The sequence below is a fragment of the Ruegeria sp. A3M17 genome, from assembly GCF_003318255.1.
Taxonomy (GTDB): Bacteria; Pseudomonadota; Alphaproteobacteria; order Rhodobacterales; family Rhodobacteraceae; genus Ruegeria.
In genome coordinates, this window is record NZ_QOCF01000009.1 from 44,293 (window position 1) to 67,549 (window position 23,257).

The 23,257-nt window shown below is 58.0% G+C and carries 20 protein-coding genes; 8 read left to right on the forward strand and 12 right to left on the reverse strand.

Annotation, left to right across the window (positions count from 1 at the left end):
- Positions 1-162 precede the first annotated feature (162 nt).
- On the reverse strand, positions 163-456 hold the full coding sequence (locus DS906_RS05835; protein ID WP_113789289.1) for an antibiotic biosynthesis monooxygenase: 294 nt from the start codon (positions 454-456) through the stop codon (positions 163-165).
- A gap of 219 nt (positions 457-675) precedes the next feature.
- On the opposite strand from DS906_RS05835, the gene DS906_RS05840 reads away from it, so the two are divergent.
- The gene (locus DS906_RS05840; RefSeq protein ID WP_113789290.1) at positions 676-1,857 is read left to right on the forward strand and encodes an NAD(P)/FAD-dependent oxidoreductase; all 1,182 of its coding nucleotides are present in this window, start codon (positions 676-678) and stop codon (positions 1,855-1,857) included.
- On the opposite strand, the gene DS906_RS05845 is transcribed toward DS906_RS05840, so the two are convergent.
- The 9 genes from DS906_RS05845 to mraZ all read right to left on the reverse strand — a co-directional run bounded on the left by DS906_RS05845 (position 1,854) and on the right by mraZ (position 11,511).
- Positions 1,854-2,228 (reverse strand): glycine zipper family protein, encoded by a 375-nt coding sequence (locus DS906_RS05845; RefSeq protein ID WP_233494696.1) that lies wholly within the window; start codon positions 2,226-2,228, stop codon positions 1,854-1,856. The genes DS906_RS05840 and DS906_RS05845 overlap by 4 nt on opposite strands.
- A 105-nt stretch (positions 2,229-2,333) precedes the next feature.
- Positions 2,334-3,734, reverse strand: a complete 1,401-nt coding sequence (gene murD / locus DS906_RS05850; protein WP_113789292.1) for a UDP-N-acetylmuramoyl-L-alanine--D-glutamate ligase — start codon at positions 3,732-3,734, stop codon at positions 2,334-2,336.
- Between the two features lie 150 nt (positions 3,735-3,884).
- On the reverse strand, positions 3,885-4,967 hold the full coding sequence (mraY, locus tag DS906_RS05855) for a phospho-N-acetylmuramoyl-pentapeptide-transferase (RefSeq protein WP_113789293.1): 1,083 nt from the start codon (positions 4,965-4,967) through the stop codon (positions 3,885-3,887).
- Between the two features lie 39 nt (positions 4,968-5,006).
- A complete protein-coding gene (gene murF / locus DS906_RS05860) occupies positions 5,007-6,398 on the reverse strand; it encodes a UDP-N-acetylmuramoyl-tripeptide--D-alanyl-D-alanine ligase (RefSeq protein WP_113789294.1) in 1,392 nt (463 codons plus the stop codon).
- A complete protein-coding gene (locus DS906_RS05865) occupies positions 6,395-7,876 on the reverse strand; it encodes a UDP-N-acetylmuramoyl-L-alanyl-D-glutamate--2,6-diaminopimelate ligase (RefSeq protein WP_113789295.1) in 1,482 nt (493 codons plus the stop codon). The genes murF and DS906_RS05865 overlap by 4 nt, the downstream gene beginning before the upstream one ends.
- A gap of 21 nt (positions 7,877-7,897) precedes the next feature.
- Positions 7,898-9,685, reverse strand: coding sequence for a penicillin-binding protein 2 (locus DS906_RS05870; protein ID WP_113789296.1), 1,788 nt, complete (start codon positions 9,683-9,685; stop codon positions 7,898-7,900).
- On the reverse strand, positions 9,682-10,050 hold the full coding sequence (locus DS906_RS05875) for a cell division protein FtsL (RefSeq protein WP_113789297.1): 369 nt from the start codon (positions 10,048-10,050) through the stop codon (positions 9,682-9,684). The genes DS906_RS05870 and DS906_RS05875 overlap by 4 nt, the downstream gene beginning before the upstream one ends.
- On the reverse strand, positions 10,047-11,039 hold the full coding sequence (gene rsmH, locus DS906_RS05880) for a 16S rRNA (cytosine(1402)-N(4))-methyltransferase RsmH (protein WP_113789308.1): 993 nt from the start codon (positions 11,037-11,039) through the stop codon (positions 10,047-10,049). The genes DS906_RS05875 and rsmH overlap by 4 nt, the downstream gene beginning before the upstream one ends.
- A 4-nt stretch (positions 11,040-11,043) precedes the next feature.
- Positions 11,044-11,511 carry a division/cell wall cluster transcriptional repressor MraZ gene (mraZ, locus tag DS906_RS05885; RefSeq protein ID WP_233494697.1) on the reverse strand — a complete coding sequence of 156 codons (468 nt, stop codon included), beginning with the start codon at positions 11,509-11,511 and terminating at the stop codon, positions 11,044-11,046.
- 941 nt (positions 11,512-12,452) lie between these two features.
- Between mraZ and DS906_RS05895 the strand changes: the two genes are divergently transcribed.
- Both DS906_RS05895 and DS906_RS05900 read left to right on the forward strand, forming a co-directional pair.
- Complete coding sequence (locus DS906_RS05895) at positions 12,453-12,677, forward strand: DUF1127 domain-containing protein (protein ID WP_113789300.1); 225 nt, start codon at positions 12,453-12,455, stop codon at positions 12,675-12,677.
- 369 nt (positions 12,678-13,046) lie between these two features.
- Positions 13,047-13,337 carry a DUF1330 domain-containing protein gene (locus DS906_RS05900; protein WP_113789301.1) on the forward strand — a complete coding sequence of 97 codons (291 nt, stop codon included), beginning with the start codon at positions 13,047-13,049 and terminating at the stop codon, positions 13,335-13,337.
- A gap of 3 nt (positions 13,338-13,340) precedes the next feature.
- Here DS906_RS05900 and DS906_RS05905 read toward each other — a convergent pair whose 3' ends face one another.
- On the reverse strand, positions 13,341-15,737 hold the full coding sequence (locus tag DS906_RS05905; protein WP_113789302.1) for an ATP-dependent helicase: 2,397 nt from the start codon (positions 15,735-15,737) through the stop codon (positions 13,341-13,343).
- A 148-nt stretch (positions 15,738-15,885) separates the two neighbouring features.
- Here DS906_RS05905 and DS906_RS05910 point away from each other — a divergent pair, with 148 nt between their 5' ends.
- From DS906_RS05910 to DS906_RS05925, 5 genes are all read left to right on the forward strand, one after another.
- Positions 15,886-17,154, forward strand: coding sequence for a hypothetical protein (locus DS906_RS05910; RefSeq protein ID WP_369934168.1), 1,269 nt, complete (start codon positions 15,886-15,888; stop codon positions 17,152-17,154).
- A complete protein-coding gene (locus DS906_RS22720; RefSeq protein ID WP_369934170.1) occupies positions 17,112-17,702 on the forward strand; it encodes a GGDEF domain-containing protein in 591 nt (196 codons plus the stop codon). The genes DS906_RS05910 and DS906_RS22720 overlap by 43 nt, the downstream gene beginning before the upstream one ends.
- Positions 17,703-17,741: 39 nt before the next feature.
- Positions 17,742-18,899 (forward strand): alpha-hydroxy acid oxidase, encoded by a 1,158-nt coding sequence (locus tag DS906_RS05915; RefSeq protein WP_113789303.1) that lies wholly within the window; start codon positions 17,742-17,744, stop codon positions 18,897-18,899.
- A 124-nt stretch (positions 18,900-19,023) separates the two neighbouring features.
- Entirely contained in the window at positions 19,024-22,461 is a 3,438-nt protein-coding gene (locus tag DS906_RS05920; RefSeq protein ID WP_113789304.1) for a pyruvate carboxylase, read from the forward strand.
- Positions 22,462-22,537: 76 nt separating this feature from the next.
- Positions 22,538-22,921: an MAPEG family protein gene (locus tag DS906_RS05925; RefSeq protein WP_113789305.1), complete on the forward strand. Its 384-nt coding sequence runs from the start codon at positions 22,538-22,540 to the stop codon at positions 22,919-22,921.
- 15 nt (positions 22,922-22,936) lie between these two features.
- Here the strand turns inward: DS906_RS05925 and DS906_RS22140 are convergent, their stop codons facing one another.
- On the reverse strand, positions 22,937-23,089 hold the full coding sequence (locus DS906_RS22140) for a hypothetical protein (protein ID WP_158541289.1): 153 nt from the start codon (positions 23,087-23,089) through the stop codon (positions 22,937-22,939).
- Positions 23,090-23,257: the final 168 nt, after the last annotated feature.

Below are 23,257 nucleotides of genomic sequence, written 5' to 3' on the forward strand. Positions count from 1 at the left end.
CGCCACTATCTGCCTCGTTAATGTCCCGTTTTTCAGGATCTGATTGAGAGTCTACAGGCATTTTTGCGTTTGGGCTAGCGGAATGACACGGCAACAGGGGAAATTGACACCTTCAAGTCGGTGATCCGACCCGGGCTTTCCCTTCCTGGATGTACGGATCACCTAGGTGACAAGATCGTAGTGCTTTATCGTTCTGGATTCGACCAACTCGGCCTCTGCCGGATCGATATGTGGACTTTGGTAATCTTCACCAACAAAAGCCATTAATGCGTCCAGGCTGCTCCAAATCATAACAAAACTGAACTCACGCGGTGTATCCGAACGCGGAGCACCCGGCATGACCTGAACGATGCCTTCGGTGCTTTGCATCAATGGGATCGCAGTCTCGTGGAAGAACTTTGAAAATTCCGCCTCTTTGCCCGGCCGAACTGTGACTTGGAAAATGCGCATGATCATTGAACCGCCCTCCTGTTCTGTGCATCAAGATGAGTTTTCTTTTCGCGAGCATTCTAACACATGATATCGCGACCAAATTCGCAAAGGCCTCAGCGACCGCTTTAATTCCCTTTCCCAGAACTGGCAAAAAGGACAAGGACTCACCACCAAACAGACTTACACGACGTGTGTTTTCGTCTAGCCCTTGCCTTCCCTATTAATCCAAGCCATGCGCAGCACATGACTTATGACACGATCATCCTTGGTGCCGGTGCAGCCGGTATGATGTGCGCCGCCCATTGCGGCGGGCGCGTTTTGGTGATCGACCACGCCAAAGCTGCCGGAGAGAAAATTCGTATCTCGGGTGGTGGGCGCTGCAATTTCACCAATATGTACGCGGGACCGGGTAACTTCCTGTCGCAGAATCCGCATTTCTGCAAATCCGCGCTTACGCGGTACACACAGTGGGATTTCGTTGACCTGGTCGGCCGACACGGCATCGCATGGCATGAGAAAACGCTGGGGCAACTGTTCTGCGACGGATCGTCAAAACAGATCATCCAGATGTTGCTTGATGAGATGGAGCGGGCCGGGGCCGAATTGTGGGTTCGAACTGAACTGAAAGACCTGCGTAAGACCGATGGCGGATTTGCTGTGGACCTCGAACGTGAAGGGCAGCGGCATAGCCTGAACTGCACCAACCTCGTGCTGGCCACTGGCGGCAAGTCGATCCCAAAGATGGGCGCGACCGGGCTGGCCTATGACATTGCGCGCCAGTTCGGACTGACGATAACTGAAACGCGGGCGGCACTCGTGCCGTTTACGTTTTCGGATGGCAAGTTCAAGGACCTGTCTGGCGTATCCCTACCTGCGCGACTGTCGAATGACCGGACCAGCTTTGACGAAGCCCTTCTGTTCACCCATCGCGGGCTTAGCGGACCATCGGTTCTGCAATTGTCTTCCTATTGGCGCGAAGGCGAGGCGATCCGCGTAAACCTGATCCCGGATCTGCCGCTGTTTGATTTGCTGCGAGATCAGCGGCAAAGCGGCGGACGCAAGGCGCTGACCACGGAACTGGCGCGCCACCTGCCTGGGCGTCTGGTCGAGTACCTGAGCCATCATATCCCCATGCCAGGCAATCTGGCCGATCAGTCGGACGCCGCGCTGTCCGAACTGATCGCAGCACTGTCCGACTGGCGGCTTACGCCCTCGGGCACCGAAGGGTATCGTACAGCCGAGGTGACGCTGGGCGGGATTGACACTGATAACCTGTCGTCAAAAACGATGGAGGCCAGGGATGTCCCCGGCCTCTATGCGATTGGCGAAGCGGTGGATGTCACCGGCTGGCTGGGCGGTTACAATTTCCAATGGGCGTGGTCCTCGGGCCACGCCGCTGGAACTGCAATCGCCGGGCAGAGTTAGCCGACGACGTTGTAACCACGTCCGCGCATGCAGTTGCGCACCAGGACTTCTTTGTTCTGGTTTTTGTTGATGACGTCAGCGCCGGCGCCAACCAGGGCACCTGCCACAGCCGCGCGACCCAGATTGTCGCTGCTGTCCTGAACGATCCCTGTAACAGCGGCGGCACCCACCGCGCCAATAGCTGCGTTTCCTGCGGTAGAGCCATCAACGCTGGCCTGAGATGCAGCCAGTTGTTGGCACTGCTGAAGGTCTACGTTGTAGTTCGGGCCGATCGGACCGTCGACGATTGGTTGATAATTGGCACCTGTGTTGGTGCAGGCACCGGCAACGAGAATGGCAGGCAGGATCAGAGAGAACTTACGAAATGGCATAGTTATAACCTCGTGTTGAATTTGCAGGCAAGCAAAACCAATAATGATGGCGCGTCAAGCTGATAGCATCGCAGCTTGGCCCAACCGGCGGTCTATTGCAAATGGCTATTCGGGAAGCCTTTGCCTGACTTCCGCCGCGAAGTCCTCTCCGCGCTGCTCGAAATTGTCATATTGGTCGAAACTGGCCGCGGCTGGTGCAAGCAGGACTGTCTCGCCGGGTTGGGCATCCTTCATGGCTTGCTCAACAGCCTCGGACATGGTGGTGCAGACCAGCGCATCGGCCTTTAGTTGCATGGCGAAATTCGCGGCCTCGCGACCAATGACATAAGCTTTGACCACCTGGTCTGCGGCTGCGTTCAGAGCGGCGACACCGCCTTCCTTCTCAAGCCCCCCACAGACCCAGCGGACCTTCCTGAAGGCGCTCAACGCCTTGAGAGCGCTGTCCACATTGGTGGCTTTTGAGTCATTCACATAAGTAACACCGCCCACTTCGGCGATGATCTGGCTGCGATGCGGCAGGCCCGGATAGCTGTGCAGTGCGTCTTCGATCACGCGCGGTGCCAGCCCCAGCGCGCGACAGGCGGCATAAGCCGAACAGGCGTTTTGGTGGTTATGCGCGCCGGGAAGGCCCGTGATTCCGCGCAGGTCAATCGAACCCGCTTGCCGTCCCTTGCGGTATTCCGACAGAAACCCTTTACGGGCAAAAACTTGCCATCCGGATCCCGCCAGTTTGCGCGCAACCGATACGCGGATGACCCGATCATCGGCGCGGCCTTCGGCCAGCTGACCGGCCAGAAACGCGCCCTCTTTCTCGTCAATGCCAATCACGGCGCGATCCGGGCCACCTTCAGCGAACAACCGTCGCTTGGCCGCGAAATAGCCCCCCATCCCGCCGTGGCGGTCAAGATGGTCGGGCGACAGGTTGGTGAAAACGGCCACGTCCGGGGTCAAGGCGCGGGCCAGTTCTGTCTGATAGCTGGACAGTTCCAGCACAACGACCGAACCGTCGCCGCCCGGATCAATATCCAGCACCCCACGCCCGATATTACCCGCCAGCTGCGCCTCGCGCCCGGCTTCGGTCAGGATATGGTGAATCAAAGCCGCGGTGGTCGACTTCCCGTTCGACCCGGTCACTGCGATCACACGCGGCGGAGTGTCGTAATTGTTCCACTCAGGCCCTGCAAAGGATCGGAAAAACAGCCCAATGTCGTTATCGACCGGGACACCGGCCTCAAGCGCCGCAGCCACAATTGGATTGGGGTCAGGATAGAGATGAGGAATACCGGGCGAAACGATCAGGGTGGCGATATCGTCAAACACCCCATGACGGCGCAGATCGGTACAGACGAACCCTTCAGCCTCGGCCACTTCCCGGGCGGCAGGATTGTCATCCCAACAGACAGGCTCAGCTTTACCTGCCTGCAGGGCACGCGCCGTGGCCAGCCCCGACCGGCCAAGCCCCAGAACCGCAACCTTCTGCCCTGAAAACCCTTTGACCGGGATCATACTGCCCACCTTCGTATAGCTTTGAATTGGCTGCCACACTGCACCGAAGAAATCACCGATGGCAAGGGTGGCAAAAGGCTCGCGCGTCAGTGCGAGCCGGGCCCAACAGGTGACAGGTGGACCGCAGGTCCGCCGAACCCGACGGGAGCGTTACCGGACTTTCAGCGTTGCCAGACCGATCATTGCCAGGATTAGCGAGATGATCCAAAACCGGATCACGATCGTCGGCTCAGCCCAGCCCTTCTTCTCATAGTGGTGATGGATCGGCGCCATCAGGAACACACGCCGCCCGGTGCGCTTGAAATACAGCACCTGGATGATCACGCTCAGCGCTTCGACCACGAACAAACCACCTACGATCGCCAGAACCAGTTCGTGCTTGGTGGCTACCGCGATGGCACCCAATGCACCGCCCAGCGCCAGCGATCCGGTGTCGCCCATGAACACCGCAGCTGGTGGCGCGTTGTACCAAAGGAAGCCAAGACCTGCGCCAAACAGAGCCGAGGTAAAGATGAAAATCTCACCTGTTCCAGGCACGTAATGCACGTCCAGATATTCGGTAAAGTCGACCCGTCCGACAGCATAGGCAATTACCCCCAGCGTCGAAGCTGCGATCATCGCCGGCATGATGGCCAGACCATCCAGACCATCGGTCAGGTTCACAGCGTTGGCCGCCCCTACGATCACGACGATCGAGAAGGGTATGTAGAACATGCCCAGATTGATCAGTGTATCCTTGAAAATGGGCAGCGCCAGCTGGTTCTGAAGGGCCTCGGGATGGTGCAGCGTGGCCCAGGCCGAGGCCAGAACTGCGATGATAACCCCCAGTGCCATACGCATTTTCCCCGAAACGCCTTTGGTGTTCTGTTTCGACACCTTCGCGTAGTCATCAGCAAACCCGATCGCCGCATAGGCCAGCGTTACAAACAGAACCATCCAGACATAGGGATTGTCCCACCGCGCCCAGATCAATGTCGATGTCATCAGCGCGCCCACGATCAGCAGCCCGCCCATCGTCGGTGTGCCCGCCTTCGAAAAATGCCCTTCGGGCCCATCATCCCGGATCGGCTGGCCCTTGCCCTGCTTTTTGCGCAGCACATTGATCAGCGGTTTGCCAAAGAGAAACCCGAAAATCAGCGCAGTCAAAAAGGCGCCGCCAGCGCGGAACGTAATATAGCGGAAGAGGTTGAAAAAATCCCCTCCGTCCGACAGGGCGGTCAACCAATAGAGCATTACAAAACCTTTCTCACACTGAGGTGGCGGGCGCGATCATCAATCAAGCGCGCCCCCTTGCCCCATTTTACGCAAACCGTCAACAATCTGCGCCAATGCCATGCTCAGCGATCCCTTGGCCAACACAGTGTCACCGGCCTGAACAAGCTCTGGTAGATGGACGGCCATCTCGGTGCTGGTCTCAAACCAAAGCCCGCGTTTGCCCGTCGGAAGCGCATCGTGCAGCGCCTTCATCAGCGGACCAACGCAATGCACTTTGTCCACGCGCTGCACGGCCGAAACATCCGCTATCGCCGCATGCATGGCAGTTTCCTCCGGCCCCAACTCCTTCATATCCCCAAGAAAAGCGATACGACGCTGCCCTTGCGCCGCGGCCAAAACATCCAGTGCGGCCTCCATCGACGTGGGGTTAGCGTTGTAGCTGTCATCCAGCAGTTCGATCCGGCCACCGTCGGTCAACGCGATCTGTTCGCGCACCCCGCGACCCTTGACCGGCGACCATCCGCCGAGACCTGCAATTGCCTGATCCAGATCGACGCCCATTTCAACACAAGCAGCCAATGCCCCCAGCGCGTTCATGGCGAAATGTGTGCCCGCTGACTGAACGTCAAACGCAAACGGGTGCCCTGCGACTGTTGCCTTTGCATGAACCGAGTCAGCCTCTTGGGTTACATTGGTCAATGTGTAGTCGGAGCCATTGCGGCCGAAATCGACCGTTTTCGCGCCCAAATCCCGCGCACAATCGCGCAGGATGTCCGCATGCTCGATATCTGCGTTCAGGATGGCCGCGCCGCCCTCGATCAGGCCGTCAAAAATCGCCGCCTTTTCATGCGCAATACCGGCCACCGACTCGAACGCTTCTAGGTGCACTGCCGCCACGGTCGTGACCAGCGCCACATGCGGGCGGGCTTGCTGCGCCAGAGGCGAGATCTCACCGGGATGGTTCATACCAATCTCGATCACAGCGAATTCTGTGTTGCGCGGCATCCGGGCCAAGGTCAGCGGCACGCCCCAATGGTTGTTGTAGCTGGCAACGCTGGCATGAGTTTTTCCCTGCGCGTCCAAAATGGTGGCCAGCATTTCCTTCGTCGATGTCTTGCCGACGCTTCCGGTCACCCCGAGCACCCGCGCATTGCAACGGTCACGACCCGCGCACCCCAGCGCCTCAAGCCCCAACTGCACGTCTTCGACGATCAGCAAGGGCGCATCCTCTGGCACGCCCTCGGGAATACGCGACACCAAGGCCGCCCCAGCGCCTTTTTCCAAAGCCTGCGCTACGAATTCATGCCCGTCCCGCGCGGCTGTGAGTGCGACGAAAAGATCGCCGGGCTGGATAGTGCGCGTGTCGATCGACACACCATTGACCGCCCAATCCGAAGTGACGCGTCCACCGGTTGCCTCGGCGGCCTCGGCTGCTGTCCACAATGTCATGCCACCCTCCCGTCCAGTGCGGCCACACTGATGCTGGCCTGTTCGACATCATCAAATGGCAGAACCTGATCGCCAACGATCTGGCCGGTTTCATGCCCCTTGCCCGCAATCAAAAGCGCGTCGCCCGGTTGCAGCGCGTCTATCCCGCGCAAGATGGCCTCGGCCCGATCACCGACCTCAGTTGCCTCTGGTGCCCCACCCATCACGGCGGCGCGTATGGTGGCCGGATCTTCGCTGCGCGGGTTGTCGTCGGAAACGAAAACCACATCTGCGTGGTTGGCGGCAGCTTGGCCCATAAGCGGGCGCTTGGTCGCGTCGCGATCACCGCCTGCACCGACAATCGCTATCAGGCGGCCCATCACATGCGGGCGCAATGCCTTGAGTGCAGTCGCCACTGCGTCAGGTGTATGAGCGTAATCCACAAAAACCGCTGCCCCATTCTCTCGCGTCGCCGCCAACTGCATGCGTCCGCGAACCGTCGTCAGATGCGGCAGGGTTTCGAACACGTGTTCAGGCTCTTCCCCTGCAGCAATAACCAAACCGCAGGCCAACAAGATGTTTTCGGCCTGAAAACCACCGATCAGATTCAAACGGGTTTGGAAAATCTTACCCTGCCAAGAAAACCGCAGGTCCTGACCTGTTGCATCAAATCGCTGATTCATCAGGCACAGGTCTGCTTCCCCAAGCCCAACGGTCAGAATCTTCTGCCCCCGATTTTTGGCAATTCGGAGGATCTGAGCGCCCTTGGGATCGCTCATGTTGACGACAACAGTGCCGTCTTGCGGCAGGACCCGATCAAACAGACCTGCCTTGGCGTTGAAATACGCCTCGAACGTTTCGTGGTAGTCCAGATGGTCCTGAGTGAAGTTCGAAAACCCCGCCGCAGCCAGCTGTACCCCGTCCAAGCGGCGCTGTTCCAACCCGTGCGAGGATGCCTCCATCGCCGCATGAGTCACTCCATTCTCTGCAGCCTGATACAGGCACCGATGCAAAGTGATTGGTTCGGGTGTTGTATGGGCTAATGGTGCGGTCCACGCCCCCTCGACCCCTGTGGTCCCGAGGTTCACCGCGGCGTGACCAAGTTCGGTCCAGATCTGGCGTACAAAAGTTGCGACCGAAGTTTTGCCATTGGTGCCAGTAACCGCAACAATGGTCTTAGGCTGTGCTCCGAACCACAGCGCAGCACACCCGGCCAGCGCTTGACGCGGGTCCTCGAGCACCATCAGCGCCGCATCTGATGCGGCCAGTTCCTCGGCTGCGATCTCTGCCCCTTCAGCATCCGTCAGGATGGCTGCGGCCCCCATACGCAAAGCGTATCGAATGAACTCACCGCCATGAACACGTGTACCGGGAAGTGCCGCAAAGAGGAAACCGTCTTTGACTTCGCGACTGTCGACCGCCAGCCCTGTGATATCAGGATTGGTGCCACCTCGGGCGGTCAGGGCCAGTTGGCTGAGTTTCTTTGTCCTTGCGCCCATGACCCACCTCGTTTGGACAGCCTAATTTGAGGTCAGCGTTATAGCAGCGCCGGCCTCAGGCTCAACCCGAGGACGCAGGCCCAGCAAAGGTGCGATGCGCCCGATCAATTCTGCGGCCACAGGAACCGCTGTCCAACCTGCCGTACGCCGCTTTTCGCCATAAGCAAGGATGGATGGTTCGTCCAACGTTACGATCAGGACGTATTTTGGGTCATAGGCGGGAAAGAACGTCGCGAAGGTCGCAATCACCTTGTCGTCGTAATAACCACCACGCGGCTTGGGCTTATCCGCAGTGCCGGTCTTACCGGCCACATCATAGCCTGCCACATCGCCAAAACTGGCGGTGCCATCGGTCACCACCCGGCGCAACATGTTCTGCGCCTGGTTTGCCGCGTTATCAGACATCACCCGAGGACCGTATTGCGGCCCATTTTTGCGCAGAATCGTCGGGCTTACATAATGCCCGCCATTGGCAATCGCCGCGTACCCTGCCGCCAGATGCATGGGGCTGGTCGACAGGCCATGACCATAAGAGATGGTCACCGTGCTCAGTTCGCCCCATTTCTTTGGCTTCAACGGCTCACCGCCCTTGGCCTCGACGATTTCGAACGGGGTGGGATCGAACATACCAAGCGATTCCAGAAAATCCTGCTGCCGCTGCGCGCCGATCTGCAGCGCTAGTCGCCCGGTGCCCCGGTTCGAGCTGTGGACGATCACATCCGCGACGCTGATCTTGCCGTAATTCTTGCCGTTGAACTCACCAATCGGGAAACGACCAATCCTCATCGGCCCTGAGGTATCGATGATCGTATTCGAGTTCACCAATCCCAACTGAACCGCCTGCGCGGCAGTGAAAATCTTAAACACGGACCCCAGTTCGTAAACGCCCTGAACATAGCGATTGAACAGCGGGCTATCTGAGGGATCGAACCCCGAGGTCGGCGGGCGCGGGCGATCATTGGGGTCAAATGACGGCAAAGAGGCCGCCGAGATCACCTCGCCCGTATGCGCGTTCATCAGAACCGCTGACGCCCCCTTGGCGTTCATAATCTTCATGCCGCCAAACAGCACCTGCTCAACGGCGGCTTGAACCGTCAGGTCCAGCGAGAGCTGCAGCGGCTTAGTCCCATTCGCGGGATCACGCAGGTAGTCGTCAAATTGCTTTTCAACGCCGGCCACACCGATCACTTCGGCAGCACTGACACCTTCGCGCCCAAAGCTTGACCCACCTAGGATATGCGCCGCCAGACGGCCATTCGGGTACAACCGCATCTCACGCGGGCCGAACAGAATGCCAGGATCACCGATATCGTGCACGGCTTGTTTCTGCTCGGGCGAGATACGCTTTTTGATCCACAGGAATTTGCGATTACCAGTGAAATCCTTGACCAGGCGTTCTTTTTCCAGATCGGGGAAGATCGCCACAAGCTGATCAGCGGCAGCAATCGGGTCGATCATCAGCGGCGGCTGCGCATATACCGAGTAAGTGTCCAGATTGGTCGCAAGAATGCGCCCTTCCCGGTCTACGATGTTGGCCCGCTGCATCGCAATGGCTGCACCCGGGGCCGAGGCCACGGGTTCTTGCGCTTCGGACGTGGCCAACATGCCCATCCGGACGCCCACGACTGAAAAGGCGCAGAAAAAGAACAGACCCAGCACCAGCAAGCGGCCCTCAGCACGGGTGCGGCTGCGGTCTTTCATGTCTTCGTGACGCTTGCGGATATTTTCGCGCTCGATGGCTTTGGGATTCTCGCCCCGCGAGCGCGCGTCAAGGATTCGGGCCAGAGGGCGCAGCGGCGTTCGGGTCATGGGATTTGCACCTCACCCAGCGCCTGAATGTTCGTGATGGCCTGCAGCTCGATCGGGTCGACGATCGGCAGGTCAGGATCTTCCGCATAGGCAATCTGATCGCCGCGACCAAATTGCTCGGCCCGCAGGGGCAAAAGGCCCAACCGTTCAAAGTTCAGATCAGCAAGCTCTCGCAACCTGTCGGGGCGATTCAGATAGGCCCATTCGGCGTTCAAAACCGCCAGCTTCACCTGCGCCATACCAATTTCGCGCTGCAGCTTCTGCGTTTCCTTCACCACCTGCTGCGTGCGATAGTTTTCCTGATACGCCCACAGCGCCAGTCCAAACACGGACAGAGCAGTCAACACATACAAAACACTCTTCATTTTGCTCTTCCCCCTAGTTGCGGCATACCAACAGCGCGGGCATCAATTTCCCCCGACGGCGCATCCGTTCGAATTGCAACACGTAGCTTTGCCGAGCGCGAACGCGGATTTTCCTGCAGCTCCTGATCATCCGGTCCCACGGCTTTACGAGTCTTAAGCGTGAACTGCGGCAGCTCCTGCTCAATCTCGGGCGCATACCGATTGGCCCGGCCCGTCTTGCCCGCACGGGACTGAAAGAACCGTTTGACCATCCGGTCTTCGATGGAATGAAACGTTACGACTGCCAGTTGACCGCCCGGTCTCAACGCACGTTCCGCAGCCATAAGACCTTGATACAGCTCTTCATATTCAGCATTCACTGCGATCCGCAGACCCTGAAAACTGCGGGTTGCTGGGTGGGACTGCCCCGGCTTGGGTCGCGGCAAACAGGATTCTATGATCTTAACCAGGCGCAGCGTCGTCGTAAGGGGTTCGTCGGCGCGCGCCTTTACAATGGCCTTGGCAATGCGACGGCTGGCTCGCTCCTCGCCATAATGAAACAGGATATCGGCCAGTTGTTCCTCGGTCGCAGTGTTGACCAAATCAGCCGCGCTTTCACCTTCTTGGCTCATACGCATGTCGAGCGGGCCGTCTTTCATGAAGGAAAACCCGCGTTCCGCCAGATCCAGCTGCATAGACGACACGCCCAAATCCAGAACGATACCATCCAGATCCTGTGCATATTCGTCCATGCGCGAGAATACACCCTGCTGCATCACCAGCCGGTCGCCATAATCTCCGACCCAATCCGCCGCCATTTCAAAGGCCAACGGATCACGGTCCACGCCGATGACCTTATCTGCACCAGCGTCCAGCAGGCCTCGCGTATATCCGCCCGCACCAAACGTTCCATCCAGCCAGACACCCGACACAGGCGCAACAGCAGCCAGCAATGGACGCAGCAGAACGGGGATATGAGGTTTTTCGGAAGGGGTTTTAGCGCCGGCCATGCCGTTACGCATCCCCGGTGCCGTCAAGGAACTCCAAAGGATCAAAGTCCTCGGGCTGTTCGTCCAACCACTCTTCGGCCGCAGCGAGTTCTTCGGATTCGTAAGTTTCCGGCTTCCAAATCTGGAACGTGTCACCCGCGGCGATAAAGAATGCCTCACCTTCAAGGCTGATCTTGTTGCGCAGCTTTGCCGGCAGCACCAGACGGCCGGTTTCATCCACTGTGGTCGGGAAGGATTGCCCATGGAACATACGCTGCAACATCTTCCGTTGCATCGACCCGCGCGGCAACGCCTCGATCTTGGCATCAACCTCTTCGATCGCCTGCATAGTATAGCATTCCAGAAATTTGCGACGGTGATCGCCGTAGACAATTACAAGCTCAGGTGTGTCACCGGGCTGCCAGTTCGGGTCAGAGGATTCAAGCACACGGCGAAACGAGGCCGGGATCGACACCCTGCCCTTCGTATCCACCTTGTGGTGGCTTTCACCTCTAAACCTGCGCGCCAAGACGACTGTCCCTTCCGCTTGCGCCCCACTTAAAATTTACTTCCCCAGATGAAAAACGGCGGGTTGATCTGCTGCCACTGATCAACCCGCCGCATTGACCCGCTGTGCGGGATGTCCAGCTGCGCGCGCCACCTGGGGGGATGTCTGCTCGCCCGCGCGCCGGATCTCTTGATTGATGAAAGCGAGATGCCTGTATGAAACCTGATTTTTGTTGTTTCGGGGTCGTTTGGTGCCCCATGTGCCTCGTCCTCATCGGATGAATTAGGGATGACATGGGAATTCATGGAAATCAATAAGAAATTTTCTAGCTCCATGTTCAGAATCGCAGTTTAGCCAACGCGATTGAGAAAGAAAACCACCCCACGGACACCAATTGTAGGCGATAAGAGTAACTGATACACCAAATAGGCTAACTATCGCCTCACCCCAAGTATTCCCATAATTTCCCAAAAAATTCTCATAAGAGCGTTATTTCGTGGCTGACGTAGTGAAAATGAGCCACTTGGGTGACGAATCACCCCAATATCAAACCCCAACCACATGTGGATTCTGCCAATACCAGCAAACGCCCATGAATTCCCATGAACCGGAATCTTCATGTTATCCGCCGCGCCTGGCCCACCAGATACGCAAGGCGCACAAGATCTGACCGACTCCGCACAAGAGACGCGCAAACACGAAATTCCAGAAAAATTTTCTGAAACCTTCCCTTGGGGAAGCACCCGCTGCAGGCCTTATTTTATTGACCCTTCCAAACTCCCATCGACAACCAGTTGATATCTATGCATTTGCTGCATAGCAGCATTGACGTTGTCAGGTATTGTGCAATCGCAGCATTTGATTATTTTCAGTCTCAAGCAAGCGCCGGACAACACCGGCAACACTGAATACATCGAGTAAAGTAAATGGCTGTAGCAACACATAACACCACGCTCAAAGGCGCACCGGCAACTAGCCTGGCTTCGCTGATCCAGGCGACAAAGACCCGGTTCGCGCAGTATCGCATCTATCGCCAGACAGTTAACGAGCTGTCTGAACTGTCGAACCGTGAACTGGCTGATCTGGGGCTTCAACGCTCGATGATCCGCCGTCTGGCCCAGCAAGCGGCCGAAGAGCACGTCGCACGTTAAGCGACACCGAAACATCCAGATCAGGTCCTTCCTCCTCCCTTTTGGACCTGTACTTCTGCGGCGACATCTCCTCCTCCCTGATGTCGCCGCCCTTTATACCGGCCTTGAACGCCGGAACGTGACACACCGGGCACTCCTCCCTTTCCCGGTGTTGAAAGCGCGCGGCGACGTCTCTCCTCCTCCCTGACGTCGCCGCGTCTTCTTCATACCGGGATCAAACCCGGGTTCGGATACATCGGGGCTCTCCTCCTCCCTGCCCGGATGTTGAAAAGAACGGCGGTTCCCTCTCCTCCTCCCTGGGAACCGCCGTTTTTGTTTTTCGCACCGAGATGTAAACTGAAGCCCTGACCAGAATTTCAGGAGCTTCCGATGGCCGCATATTTCATCGCCCAGATTTCCATTCACGACCCTGACGGGTACCAGAAATACCTTGAAGGCTTCATGCCGATCTTTGACCGGCACGGAGGTCGCCTGTTGACGATATCCTCCAAACCCGTGGAATTGGTCGAGGGCGTATGGCCCGAAGACGGAATTGTGTTAATGGAGTTCCCATCTCTTGCCACGGCCAAGGCGTGGATAGACGACCCAGACTATATCAAGCTGGCGGAAATCCGGCGCAAAACCGCGACGGCGAACATGGTACTGGTTGAAGGGCTATAGCGTTTAGAACGGCACGTCATCCTTGGCGGACAGAAAGCGGGAAACCACTTTTTTTAGTCCAGCTTTTTCGAAATCGACCTCGACCTTGTCGCCTTCGATGCCGATCACCGCGCCATAGCCGAATTTCTGATGAAACACACGCTCGCCAAGGGTGAAACTGGCGACAGCAGTCGCGTCAATCACCGTATTGCGGCTTTCGCGGGGTTGGGACGTTCCATACTGCCCCTGCCGGGCCTGCAATCGCCGCCAACCGGGAGAGTTATAGACATTGGCCTCGGCCGCACGGGTTTCGATACCGGTAGTCGGCTGACCACCCCCGTACAGCCCCGGCGGTGTCAGAACTTCGACATGATCTTCGGGCAACTCGTCAATGAACCGCGAAGGCATCGCATTCTGCCATTGACCAAACACCCGACGATTGGCCGCAAAGGAAATCGTGCAGATCTCTTCCGCCCGTGTGATGCCCACATAGGCCAGTCGCCGTTCCTCCTCGAGTCCCTTGATCCCGGATTCGTCCATCGACCTTTGTGACGGGAACAACCCGTCCTCCCACCCCGGCAGGAACACGGCCGGGAACTCCAGTCCCTTTGCCGCGTGCAGGGTCATGATCGAGACTTTTGCCCCGTCCGATTCCTTCTCGTTATCCATCACCAGGCTGACATGTTCCAAAAACCCTTGCAGATTCTCGAAATTATCCAGTTGGTTGACCAATTCCTTGAGGTTTTCCAACCGCCCCGGAGCTTCGGGCGTCTTCTCGTTCTGCCAATGGGCCGTATAACCGGATTCGTCCAGGATGATCTGCGCCAGCTCGATATGTGACACCTCGGGCTCACCAAACCGCATCGGAGCTGTGCCGTCATCAATCACAGAATCATCGTCGACTTCGATCCGGGGCCCGCGCGTCATCGCATTCCAACGCGCCAACCCGTCGATCAACTCGCGCAGTGCTTTGCCGCCTTTGCCTTTGATCAGCCCATTGTCGACAGCAATCCGCGCCCCATCGACCAGCGACACGCCATTTTCCCGCGCTGTCATCTGAATCGTCTGCTGCGCCTTGTCACCAAGCCCGCGTTTCGGAGTATTCACGATCCGCTCGAACGCCAGATCGTCGCCGGGGCTGACCACCAGTCGGAAATAAGCCATCGCGTCGCGGATCTCCATCCGCTCATAGAATCGCGGGCCGCCAATAACCTTGTAGGGCAGACCGATGGTCAGAAAACGGTCCTCAAACGCGCGCATCTGATGGCTGGCCCGCACGAGAATCGCAATTTCATCTAGATTAAAGGGCCGCGCACCACGCGTTCCCCCCTGCATCGCGTCGATCTCTTCACCGATCCAGCGGGCCTCTTCCTCGCCATCCCAATGACCGATCAGACGGACCTTTTCACCGTCCTGCGCATCGGTCCACAGTTCCTTACCCAGCCGACTTTCATTGCCACGAATGACATTGGACGCGGCAGCTAGAATATGAGGGGTCGAGCGATAGTTCTGCTCTAACCGCACGACATAAGCGCCAGGGAAATCTTTTTCAAACCGCAGGATGTTGCCCACTTCGGCCCCGCGCCAGCCATAAATTGACTGATCGTCGTCCCCCACGCAACAAATGTTCTTGTGCGCTCCGGCCAGCAGCCGCAACCACAGATATTGTGCGACGTTGGTATCCTGGTATTCGTCCACGAGAATGTAGCGGAACCAGCGTTGGTATTGCTCCAACACATCCTGATGGGCCTGGAAGATCGTGACCATGTGCAACAGCAGGTCGCCAAAATCCACCGCGTTCAGCTCTCGCAGACGGATTTGGTACTGCGCGTAGATCTCGAGACCTTTGTGGTTATAAGCCCCCGCATCGGCTGCGGGCACTTTGTCGGGCGTCAGGGCGCGGTTTTTCCAGTCGTCAATGATGCCGGCCAACATGCGTGCAGGCCAACGCTTATCATCGATATTTGCCGCTTGAATCAGCTGTTTGAGCAGCCGCAACTGATCATCCGTATCCAGAATGGTGAAGTTCGATTTCAGATCGGCCAGTTCCGCGTGACGCCGCAGCAGCTTGACGCAGATCGAGTGGAACGTGCCGAGCCACGGCATCCCCTCAGCAGGCTGCCCCAACAAACGGCCCACGCGGTTCTTCATCTCGCGCGCGGCCTTGTTGGTAAAGGTCACGGACAAAATCTCATTCGGACGCGCCCGCCCGGTGCTGAGCAGATGCGCGATTCGCGCAGTCAGTGCCTTGGTTTTACCCGTGCCCGCACCGGCCAGCATCAGGACAGGACCGTCCAACCGCTCGACCGCGTCCCGCTGCGCCGGGTTCAGCTCGTCCAGATAAGGTATGGCGCGCGCGGCCATGGCGCGCGCGGACAGGGATGCGCCCTCAAAGGCGTCCATTTCGTCGAAACTGCTCATCTTGCCAAACTACGCTGGATATTGGCCGAGGGAAAGAGTTTGTTCACGCCTTGTTCGCACAGATTTTGTTGCACCTTTACGATCAATTCTAATCAAGCGCCTTGGCCTCAGGGCGGATTCATTAACCATCTGTAAAACACCTGCCGCGATGATCAGTAAATTGCTGTGGGAGCGCGAAGTCATGACTCAGGATAATCGGGGGGCCGTAAATCACAGGCTGAAATGGATCGGCATCAGCATGTTGCTGATTTCTCTGGCAATTGGAAGCGGCTGGGGAATTTACAAATTGCCTGCGCCGCTGGTCGACAGGATGCTAAAGGTCGACATTCTTAAGCAGGCCGAGCTGTGGAAGCGCCGCGTCGTCTTGCATCTGGAGGACCCCGAGACCGCACTTAAGACCGGCGTGATTGATGCGCATGACGCCGAATTTCTGGCTGCCATGCCCGAAGCTTCTGATGTTTACCGCTTCAAATTGCTCGACTCGAATGGGCGTGTCACCTGGTCGACTCGTCCGACAGAGGTGGGCAGTGTTGAAAACCGTGATTTCTTTCGCAGCGACGTTGCCAGAGGAATGATTCACTACATTCAGGAAGTTGTTCCACTGTCCGAGATCGACGGGCTTGATCTGCATACCGACAATATCCTGAACGCAACGCAACATCATGTCGCCGAAGTCTTTATGCCGGTGGCCAAGAATGGGCGTTTCATCGGCGCCATTGAATTCTTTACTGATATCTCCGACTTGCGCACCACATTCATCTCGCGGCTTAGGATTTCTTTGACCGTTCTAAGCGGCATCGCCCTGCTTGCCCTTGTTGCCGTGTCCTTTGCCAGCTACAGGGCGAACCGCTTGCAATTGCGGGCCCTGCAAAAACAGTCCGCCAAAGAACGTGATCTGATGGAAGATCAGCTGCGCCTGGCCCGCGAAGTCCGATTGCTGGGCGAATTGAACGAGTGGTTGCAGTCCAGCCGGTCCTTGGACGAGCTGTTCGATATGGTCTCGCGCTTCATGACCCATATCCTTCCCGAGGCCGAGGGCAGCGTTTACGTGTATTCCAACTCGCGAGACGTCCTGGATGGCTGCGCCAGCTGGAATGGCGGGACCCATAAGGCGCACATCCATCCCGAAGGGTGTTGGGGCCTTCGGCGTGGCCGAACCTATGAATACGGCGCGTCCGAGATCGACTTTGTCTGTGAACACGCCGAACCACATGACGGGCGGCCCTATTTCTGCTTTCCAATTCTGGCGCATGGGGAGACGGTCGGCCTTCTGCACCTCCGCGCTCTTGAAGGGAATGATGAGGCGTTTCACACGAGTAAAAAGCTGGCACAGCTCAGCGCCGAACAGATCAGCATGCGATTGCCAATGTACGGATGCGCGATCAGTTGCATGACCAGTCCGTCCGGGACCCGTTGACCGGGCTGTTCAACCGGCGGCATATGCTTGAAACCCTGCGCAAATCAATCAACCGCAGTCAGCAAACCGGCGCACCGCTCAGCCTGATTGCCGTGGATGTGGATCACTTTAAAAAGTTCAACCACACCCATGGGCATGATGCCGGTGACATGGTTTTGCGCGCGGTTGGTGCTGCTTTGGAACAGGGCTGCGACCGGGATGAGGTTGCCTGTCGCATTGGTGGCGAAGAATTCATGCTGATCCTGCCCGACAATACGTCGGACGACGCGATCACCCGGGCTGAGCAATTGCGGCAAGCGGTCGAGGCTGTTTCGGTTCGCTATGGCGAGAAATCCCTGCCCCGCATCACGATTTCGGTTGGTGTTTCGCATTATCCGGCACATGGCACCATGCCGCAGGATCTGATGCGCGCCGCTGATGATGCGCTGTACGCGGCCAAGGACAAAGGCCGTAATCAAGTGCAGGTCGCCGGCAGTGGAGTTGACGCGCAGCAGATTTCCCAACTCAAAAAGCCGGTAAAAGCCGTTAGTGGGAAATCAACGGCTTAAAATCCTTGCCGAATCGCGCCTTAGGTCGGATCAATCCCCATGGACCTTCATAGTCGTTTTCCCGGCATTGCCGATCTGAAACACCGCGCCCAGCGCAGGATACCTCATTTTGTATGGGAGTATCTGGACAGCGGAACCGGAGTTGAAGCCACGCTGCGCCGCAATCGCAATGGATTGGACCGCGTCGGTTTCCTGCCGTCTATCCTGCACGGGCCATTGGAATTTGACACTTCGACCGAGTTCCTGGGTCAGACCTACCCTTTACCGTTCGGCGTTGCCCCGATCGGTATGGCCGGCCTGATTTGGCCTGACGCCGAAGCTCATCTTGCTCGCGCTGCCGCAAGCGCCGGTCTGCCATTTACCCTATCCAACGTTGCCTGCCAAAGCCCCGAGGACGTCGCGCCGCATCTGGGTGACAACGCATGGTTTCAGCTTTATCCGCCAAAGGACCCGGACATTCGTAAGGATCTTCTGAATCGGGTCCGGGATGCTGGCTTTACGACGCTTGTGATGACCGCAGACGTTCCGGTTGCATCCCGACGCGAACGGCAAACACGCTCGGGCCTGACCAATCCACCAAGATTGACGCCGCGCCTGCTAGCCCAAATCGCGATGCGGCCGGAATGGGCGCTTGGAATAGCGCGCAGCGGGCCGCCGCGGATGCGGACACTGGACAAGTATACGGACAACTCCAGCAACTTGCCCCCGACGGCCCATGTTGGGTATCTGCTCCGCACGTCTCCGGACATGGACTATGTTCACTGGCTGCGCGATGCCTGGGATGGCCCGCTGATTGTGAAAGGCGTGCAGCGCCCTGAAGATGCCGAGCCATTGCAGCGGGCTGGCGTCGACGCCATCTGGATATCGAATCACGGCGGACGACAATTCGATGGTGCCCCCGCCGGAATCGACGCCTTGCCTGCAATCCGCGCGGCCACCGACCTGCCCCTGATCTTCGACAGTGGGATCGAAGGTGGTCTGGACATCTTGCGTGCCAAGGCCCTTGGGGCCGATTTCGTGATGCTGGGCCGTGGCTTCATGTATGGGCTGGCCGCCCTGGGTGCCAAAGGCCCTGCCCATGTCATCGACATTTTGCGGCAGGATATGCACGCAAATATGGGCCAAATGGGGGCCGAGTCGCTGAATCACCTACCGCCCATCACGCCACTTGTTCATGCCGCAATGCAGCGTTATTAAAAAGATAGCGCTAACAGGGGGCGTTTGCGAGCGTTAACATGCCGGTTCTACCCAGAACGACTGATATACGTGCGCGTATTGTCCGCCTATCAACACGGCCAAACAAGTAGGACCGGGACTCGACATGACTGAATTCACCAAGATCCTGATCGCCAACCGCGGCGAGATTGCCATTCGCGTGATGCGCGCCGCCAATGAGATGGGCAAACGCACCGTTGCCGTCTTTGCCGAAGAGGACAAGCTGGGCCTCCATCGGTTCAAAGCGGACGAAGCCTATCGCATTGGCGAAGGGATGGGGCCTGTTGCCGCCTACCTGAGCATCGATGAGATCATCCGCGTCGCTAAAGAATGTGGGGCAGATGCGATCCATCCCGGCTATGGCCTGCTGTCCGAGAACCCGGACTTTGTCGATGCCTGCGTGCAGAACGGCATCACATTTATCGGCCCAAAAGCGGAAACCATGCGCGCCTTGGGCGACAAGGCCAGCGCGCGCCGCGTTGCCGTCGCGGCGGGTGTACCTGTGATCCCGGCGACCGAGGTTCTGGGCGACGACATGGACGCGATCCGGACCGAGGCGAAAGAAATCGGTTATCCCCTGATGCTCAAGGCGTCCTGGGGCGGCGGCGGGCGCGGGATGCGCCCGATCCTGTCCGAGGATGAATTGGAAGAGATGGTATTGGAAGGTCGCCGCGAGGCCGAGGCCGCGTTCGGCAATGGCGAAGGTTATCTGGAAAAGATGATCATCCGCGCGCGTCACGTCGAGGTTCAGATCCTGGGCGACAAGCATGGTGAGATCTATCACCTCTATGAACGCGACTGCTCGGTCCAGCGGCGGAACCAGAAGGTGGTCGAACGCGCCCCTGCCCCGTATCTGTCCGAAGAGCAGCGCGCGGAAATCTGTGAACTTGGGCGCAAAATTTGCGCCCATGTGAGTTATGAATGCGCCGGCACCGTTGAATTCCTGATGGATATGGAAACCGGCAAGTTCTATTTCATCGAGGTCAACCCCCGTGTGCAGGTGGAACATACCGTCACCGAAGAAGTCACCGGCATAGATATCGTTCAGGCGCAAATCCTGATCGCCGAAGGCAAAACCCTGGCCGAGGCCACGGGTGCCGCTAGCCAGTCGGATGTGCATCTGACCGGCCACGCGCTGCAAACCCGGATCACTACCGAGGACCCTCAGAACAATTTTATCCCCGACTATGGCCGCATTACCGCCTATCGCTCGGCCACCGGTATGGGTATCCGACTGGACGGCGGCACGGCTTACGCGGGCGGAGTGATCACGCGGTATTATGACTCGCTGTTGACCAAGGTCACTGCCAAAGCGCCGACACCGCAGGCCGCGATTGCACGTATGGACCGCGCCCTGCGCGAATTCCGTATTCGCGGCGTCAGCACCAATATCGACTTTGTCATCAACCTGCTGAAACACCCCACTTTCTTGTCTAATGAATATACGACCAAGTTCATCGACACGACGCCGGACCTGTTCTCCTTTAAGCGCCGCCGCGACCGGGGCACCAAGGTTTTGACCTATATTGCCGATATCACAGTGAATGGTCACCCTGAGACCAAGGACCGCCCAGAACCGCGCTCAGACCTTAAGGACGCCAAACCTCCGGTGCCCAAGGCCGAGCCGCAGATGGGCACACGCAACCTGCTGGAACAAAAAGGCCCGCAGGCCGTAGCCGATTGGATGAAGGCGCAGCGGCAGCTTCTGATCACCGACACAACCATGCGTGACGGTCACCAATCTCTGCTGGCGACCCGGATGCGTTCGATCGACATGATCAAGGTGGCGCCAACCTATGCCGCAAATCTGCCGCAGCTGTTCAGCGTTGAATGCTGGGGGGGCGCGACTTTTGACGTAGCCTACCGCTTTTTGCAGGAATGCCCGTGGCAGCGCTTGCGCGACCTGCGCGAAACGATGCCCAACCTGATGACCCAGATGCTGCTGCGCGGTGCGAATGGCGTCGGCTACACCAACTATCCCGACAACGTGGTGCAGGAATTCGTCCGTCAGGCATCGCAGAACATCGACGTGTTCCGTGTTTTCGACTCGTTGAACTGGGTCGAGAATATGCGCGTGGCCATGGACGCCGTGGTTGAGAACGGCAAAATCTGCGAGGGCACCGTTTGTTACACCGGTGATATTCTGGACCCGGACCGCGCCAAGTATGACCTGAAATACTATGTCGGCATGGCGAAAGAACTACGCGATGCTGGGGCTCATATTCTCGGCCTCAAAGACATGGCGGGTCTTTTGAAACCAGCGTCGGCCAGAATCCTGATCCGTGCGCTGAAGGAAGAGGTCGGTCTTCCGATCCACTTCCACACGCATGATACGGCCGGTATCGCTAGCGCGACCATTCTGGCCGCGTCCGAAGCGGGCGTGGACGCGGTGGACTGCGCGATGGACAGCTTCTCGGGCAACACCTCGCAGGCGACGCTGGGCACGGTGGTCGAAGCGCTGCGCCATACCGAGCGGGACACCGGGCTGGACATCAAGGCCATCCGCGAGATCAGCGACTACTTCGAGGCGGTCCGTGAGCAATATGCGGCCTTCGAATCCAGCCTGCAGGCCCCGGCTTCCGAGGTTTATCTGCACGAGATGCCCGGCGGTCAGTTTACCAACCTCAAGGCGCAAGCGCGTTCGCTAGGGCTGGAAGAGCGCTGGCATGAGGTTGCTCAGATGTATGCCGACGTGAACCAGATGTTTGGCGACATCGTGAAAGTGACCCCGTCATCCAAAGTCGTTGGCGACATGGCGCTGATGATGGTCAGCCAGAACATGACCCGTGAACAGGTCGAAAACCCGGAAACGGACGTCGCCTTTCCTGACTCGGTCGTAGACATGATGCGCGGCAATCTGGGACAACCCCCGGGCGGCTTCCCCGACACAATCGTCACGAAGGTCCTTAAAGATGAGGCCCCGAACACTGACCGCCCCGGCAAGGATGTCCCAGCGGTTGACCTTGAGGCCACACGCGCCGAGCTGTCCCAACTTTTGGAAGGCAAAGAGATCGATGACGAGGACCTGAACGGCTACCTCATGTATCCGAAGGTCTTCCTGGATTACATGGGGCGTCACCGGAGCTATGGCCCCGTGCGCACCCTGCCAACCCGAACCTTCTTCTACGGCATGGAGCCCAGCGAAGAGATCACAGCCGAAATCGACCCGGGCAAAACTCTGGAAATCCGCTGCCAGGCCATCGGTGAGACCGATGAAAAGGGCGAGGTCAAAGTGTTCTTTGAACTCAACGGCCAACCGCGCGTGATCCGGGTTCCAAACCGACTGGTGACCTCAACCACGCAGTCGCGTCCCAAAGCCGAGGCAGGCAACCCCAACCACATCGGCGCGCCGATGCCCGGCGTGGTGGCCACCGTTGCCGTGGCTGCGGGCCAAGAGGTCAAGGAAGGCGACATGCTGCTGACCATCGAAGCGATGAAGATGGAAACCGGCATCCACGCCGAACGCGATGCGACGGTCAAGGCCGTGCATGTTCAGCCGGGCAGCCAGATTGACGCAAAGGACCTACTGGTCGAACTGGAATAAACGACCTAACCTTTTCGGGAACAAGGGCCGTTCGGGGAACCGGGCGGCCCTTTTTTGATCCTGAAAGGAGCAGACCATGCTGTCCATCACCCCAGTCTATGCCGCATTGCTGGCACTTCTCTATGTCGCGCTCAGTGTGCGGGTCATCATGCAGCGCCGCGGCGACAAGATTTCCTACGGCGATGGCGGCAAAACCGACATGCTCAAAGTGATGCGCACGCATTCCAACTTTGCCGAATATGCACCGTTTGCCCTGTTGCTGATCGCCATGGTCGAGTTGCAAGGCACCGGTGGCTGGCTGGTCAATCTGTTGGGCCTTGGCATACTGGCCGGGCGCGTACTGCATGCCTATGGGTTCGGCCGCAAACCGCAGATCGTGATTCTGCGCCAGATCGGCATGTTGCTGACCTTTGCCGTGATTGTGGTTGCGGCGATAGCCAGCCTTTTGATGGCGCTGTGAACTGGATGGCGGGGATTACCCCGCCAAAACCCGTGTTTCGATTCGAGGGGATTCCGTAAAAATTGATTCGACATCTCCCATTCGATTCTCGCCTTTGCCAGACACCGCTGTGGCCAGCAAAATCATCGCCGCCAGGGCCGCCATCTTCAGATCCTTAGTATACGTCATTTTCGTCACCTCCACCGTTCTTATTCTTGGATGCTCTGGTTCTTGAACGGTTAAGAGGCGCGTTTCCGTCGCAAAGAATTTTCCTCTTTTTTGTTTTTTCCGCTTGAAGCCCTGCGTGGGAGTTAATACACCCCTCCTCACTCAACGGCGCGGGCGTAGCTCAGGGGT

Bases quoted from the DNA above. Each gene is read 5' to 3' on its own strand.
- DS906_RS05835 (WP_113789289.1), bottom strand. From the start codon at position 456: ATGATCATGCGCATTTTCCAAGTCACAGTTCGGCCGGGCAAAGAGGCG.
- DS906_RS05840 (WP_113789290.1), top strand. From the start codon at position 676: ATGACTTATGACACGATCATCCTTGGTGCCGGTGCAGCCGGTATGATG.
- DS906_RS05845 (WP_233494696.1), bottom strand. From the start codon at position 2,228: ATGCCATTTCGTAAGTTCTCTCTGATCCTGCCTGCCATTCTCGTTGCC.
- murD (WP_113789292.1), bottom strand. From the start codon at position 3,734: ATGATCCCGGTCAAAGGGTTTTCAGGGCAGAAGGTTGCGGTTCTGGGG.
- mraY (WP_113789293.1), bottom strand. From the start codon at position 4,967: ATGCTCTATTGGTTGACCGCCCTGTCGGACGGAGGGGATTTTTTCAAC.
- murF (WP_113789294.1), bottom strand. From the start codon at position 6,398: ATGACATTGTGGACAGCAGCCGAGGCCGCCGAGGCAACCGGTGGACGC.
- DS906_RS05865 (WP_113789295.1), bottom strand. From the start codon at position 7,876: ATGGGCGCAAGGACAAAGAAACTCAGCCAACTGGCCCTGACCGCCCGA.
- DS906_RS05870 (WP_113789296.1), bottom strand. From the start codon at position 9,685: ATGACCCGAACGCCGCTGCGCCCTCTGGCCCGAATCCTTGACGCGCGC.
- DS906_RS05875 (WP_113789297.1), bottom strand. From the start codon at position 10,050: ATGAAGAGTGTTTTGTATGTGTTGACTGCTCTGTCCGTGTTTGGACTG.
- rsmH (WP_113789308.1), bottom strand. From the start codon at position 11,039: ATGGCCGGCGCTAAAACCCCTTCCGAAAAACCTCATATCCCCGTTCTG.
- DS906_RS05895 (WP_113789300.1), top strand. From the start codon at position 12,453: ATGGCTGTAGCAACACATAACACCACGCTCAAAGGCGCACCGGCAACT.
- DS906_RS05900 (WP_113789301.1), top strand. From the start codon at position 13,047: ATGGCCGCATATTTCATCGCCCAGATTTCCATTCACGACCCTGACGGG.
- DS906_RS05905 (WP_113789302.1), bottom strand. From the start codon at position 15,737: ATGAGCAGTTTCGACGAAATGGACGCCTTTGAGGGCGCATCCCTGTCC.
- DS906_RS05910 (WP_369934168.1), top strand. From the start codon at position 15,886: ATGATCAGTAAATTGCTGTGGGAGCGCGAAGTCATGACTCAGGATAAT.
- DS906_RS22720 (WP_369934170.1), top strand. From the start codon at position 17,112: ATGCGCGATCAGTTGCATGACCAGTCCGTCCGGGACCCGTTGACCGGG.
- DS906_RS05915 (WP_113789303.1), top strand. From the start codon at position 17,742: ATGGACCTTCATAGTCGTTTTCCCGGCATTGCCGATCTGAAACACCGC.
- DS906_RS05920 (WP_113789304.1), top strand. From the start codon at position 19,024: ATGACTGAATTCACCAAGATCCTGATCGCCAACCGCGGCGAGATTGCC.
- DS906_RS05925 (WP_113789305.1), top strand. From the start codon at position 22,538: ATGCTGTCCATCACCCCAGTCTATGCCGCATTGCTGGCACTTCTCTAT.
- DS906_RS22140 (WP_158541289.1), bottom strand. From the start codon at position 23,089: ATGACGTATACTAAGGATCTGAAGATGGCGGCCCTGGCGGCGATGATT.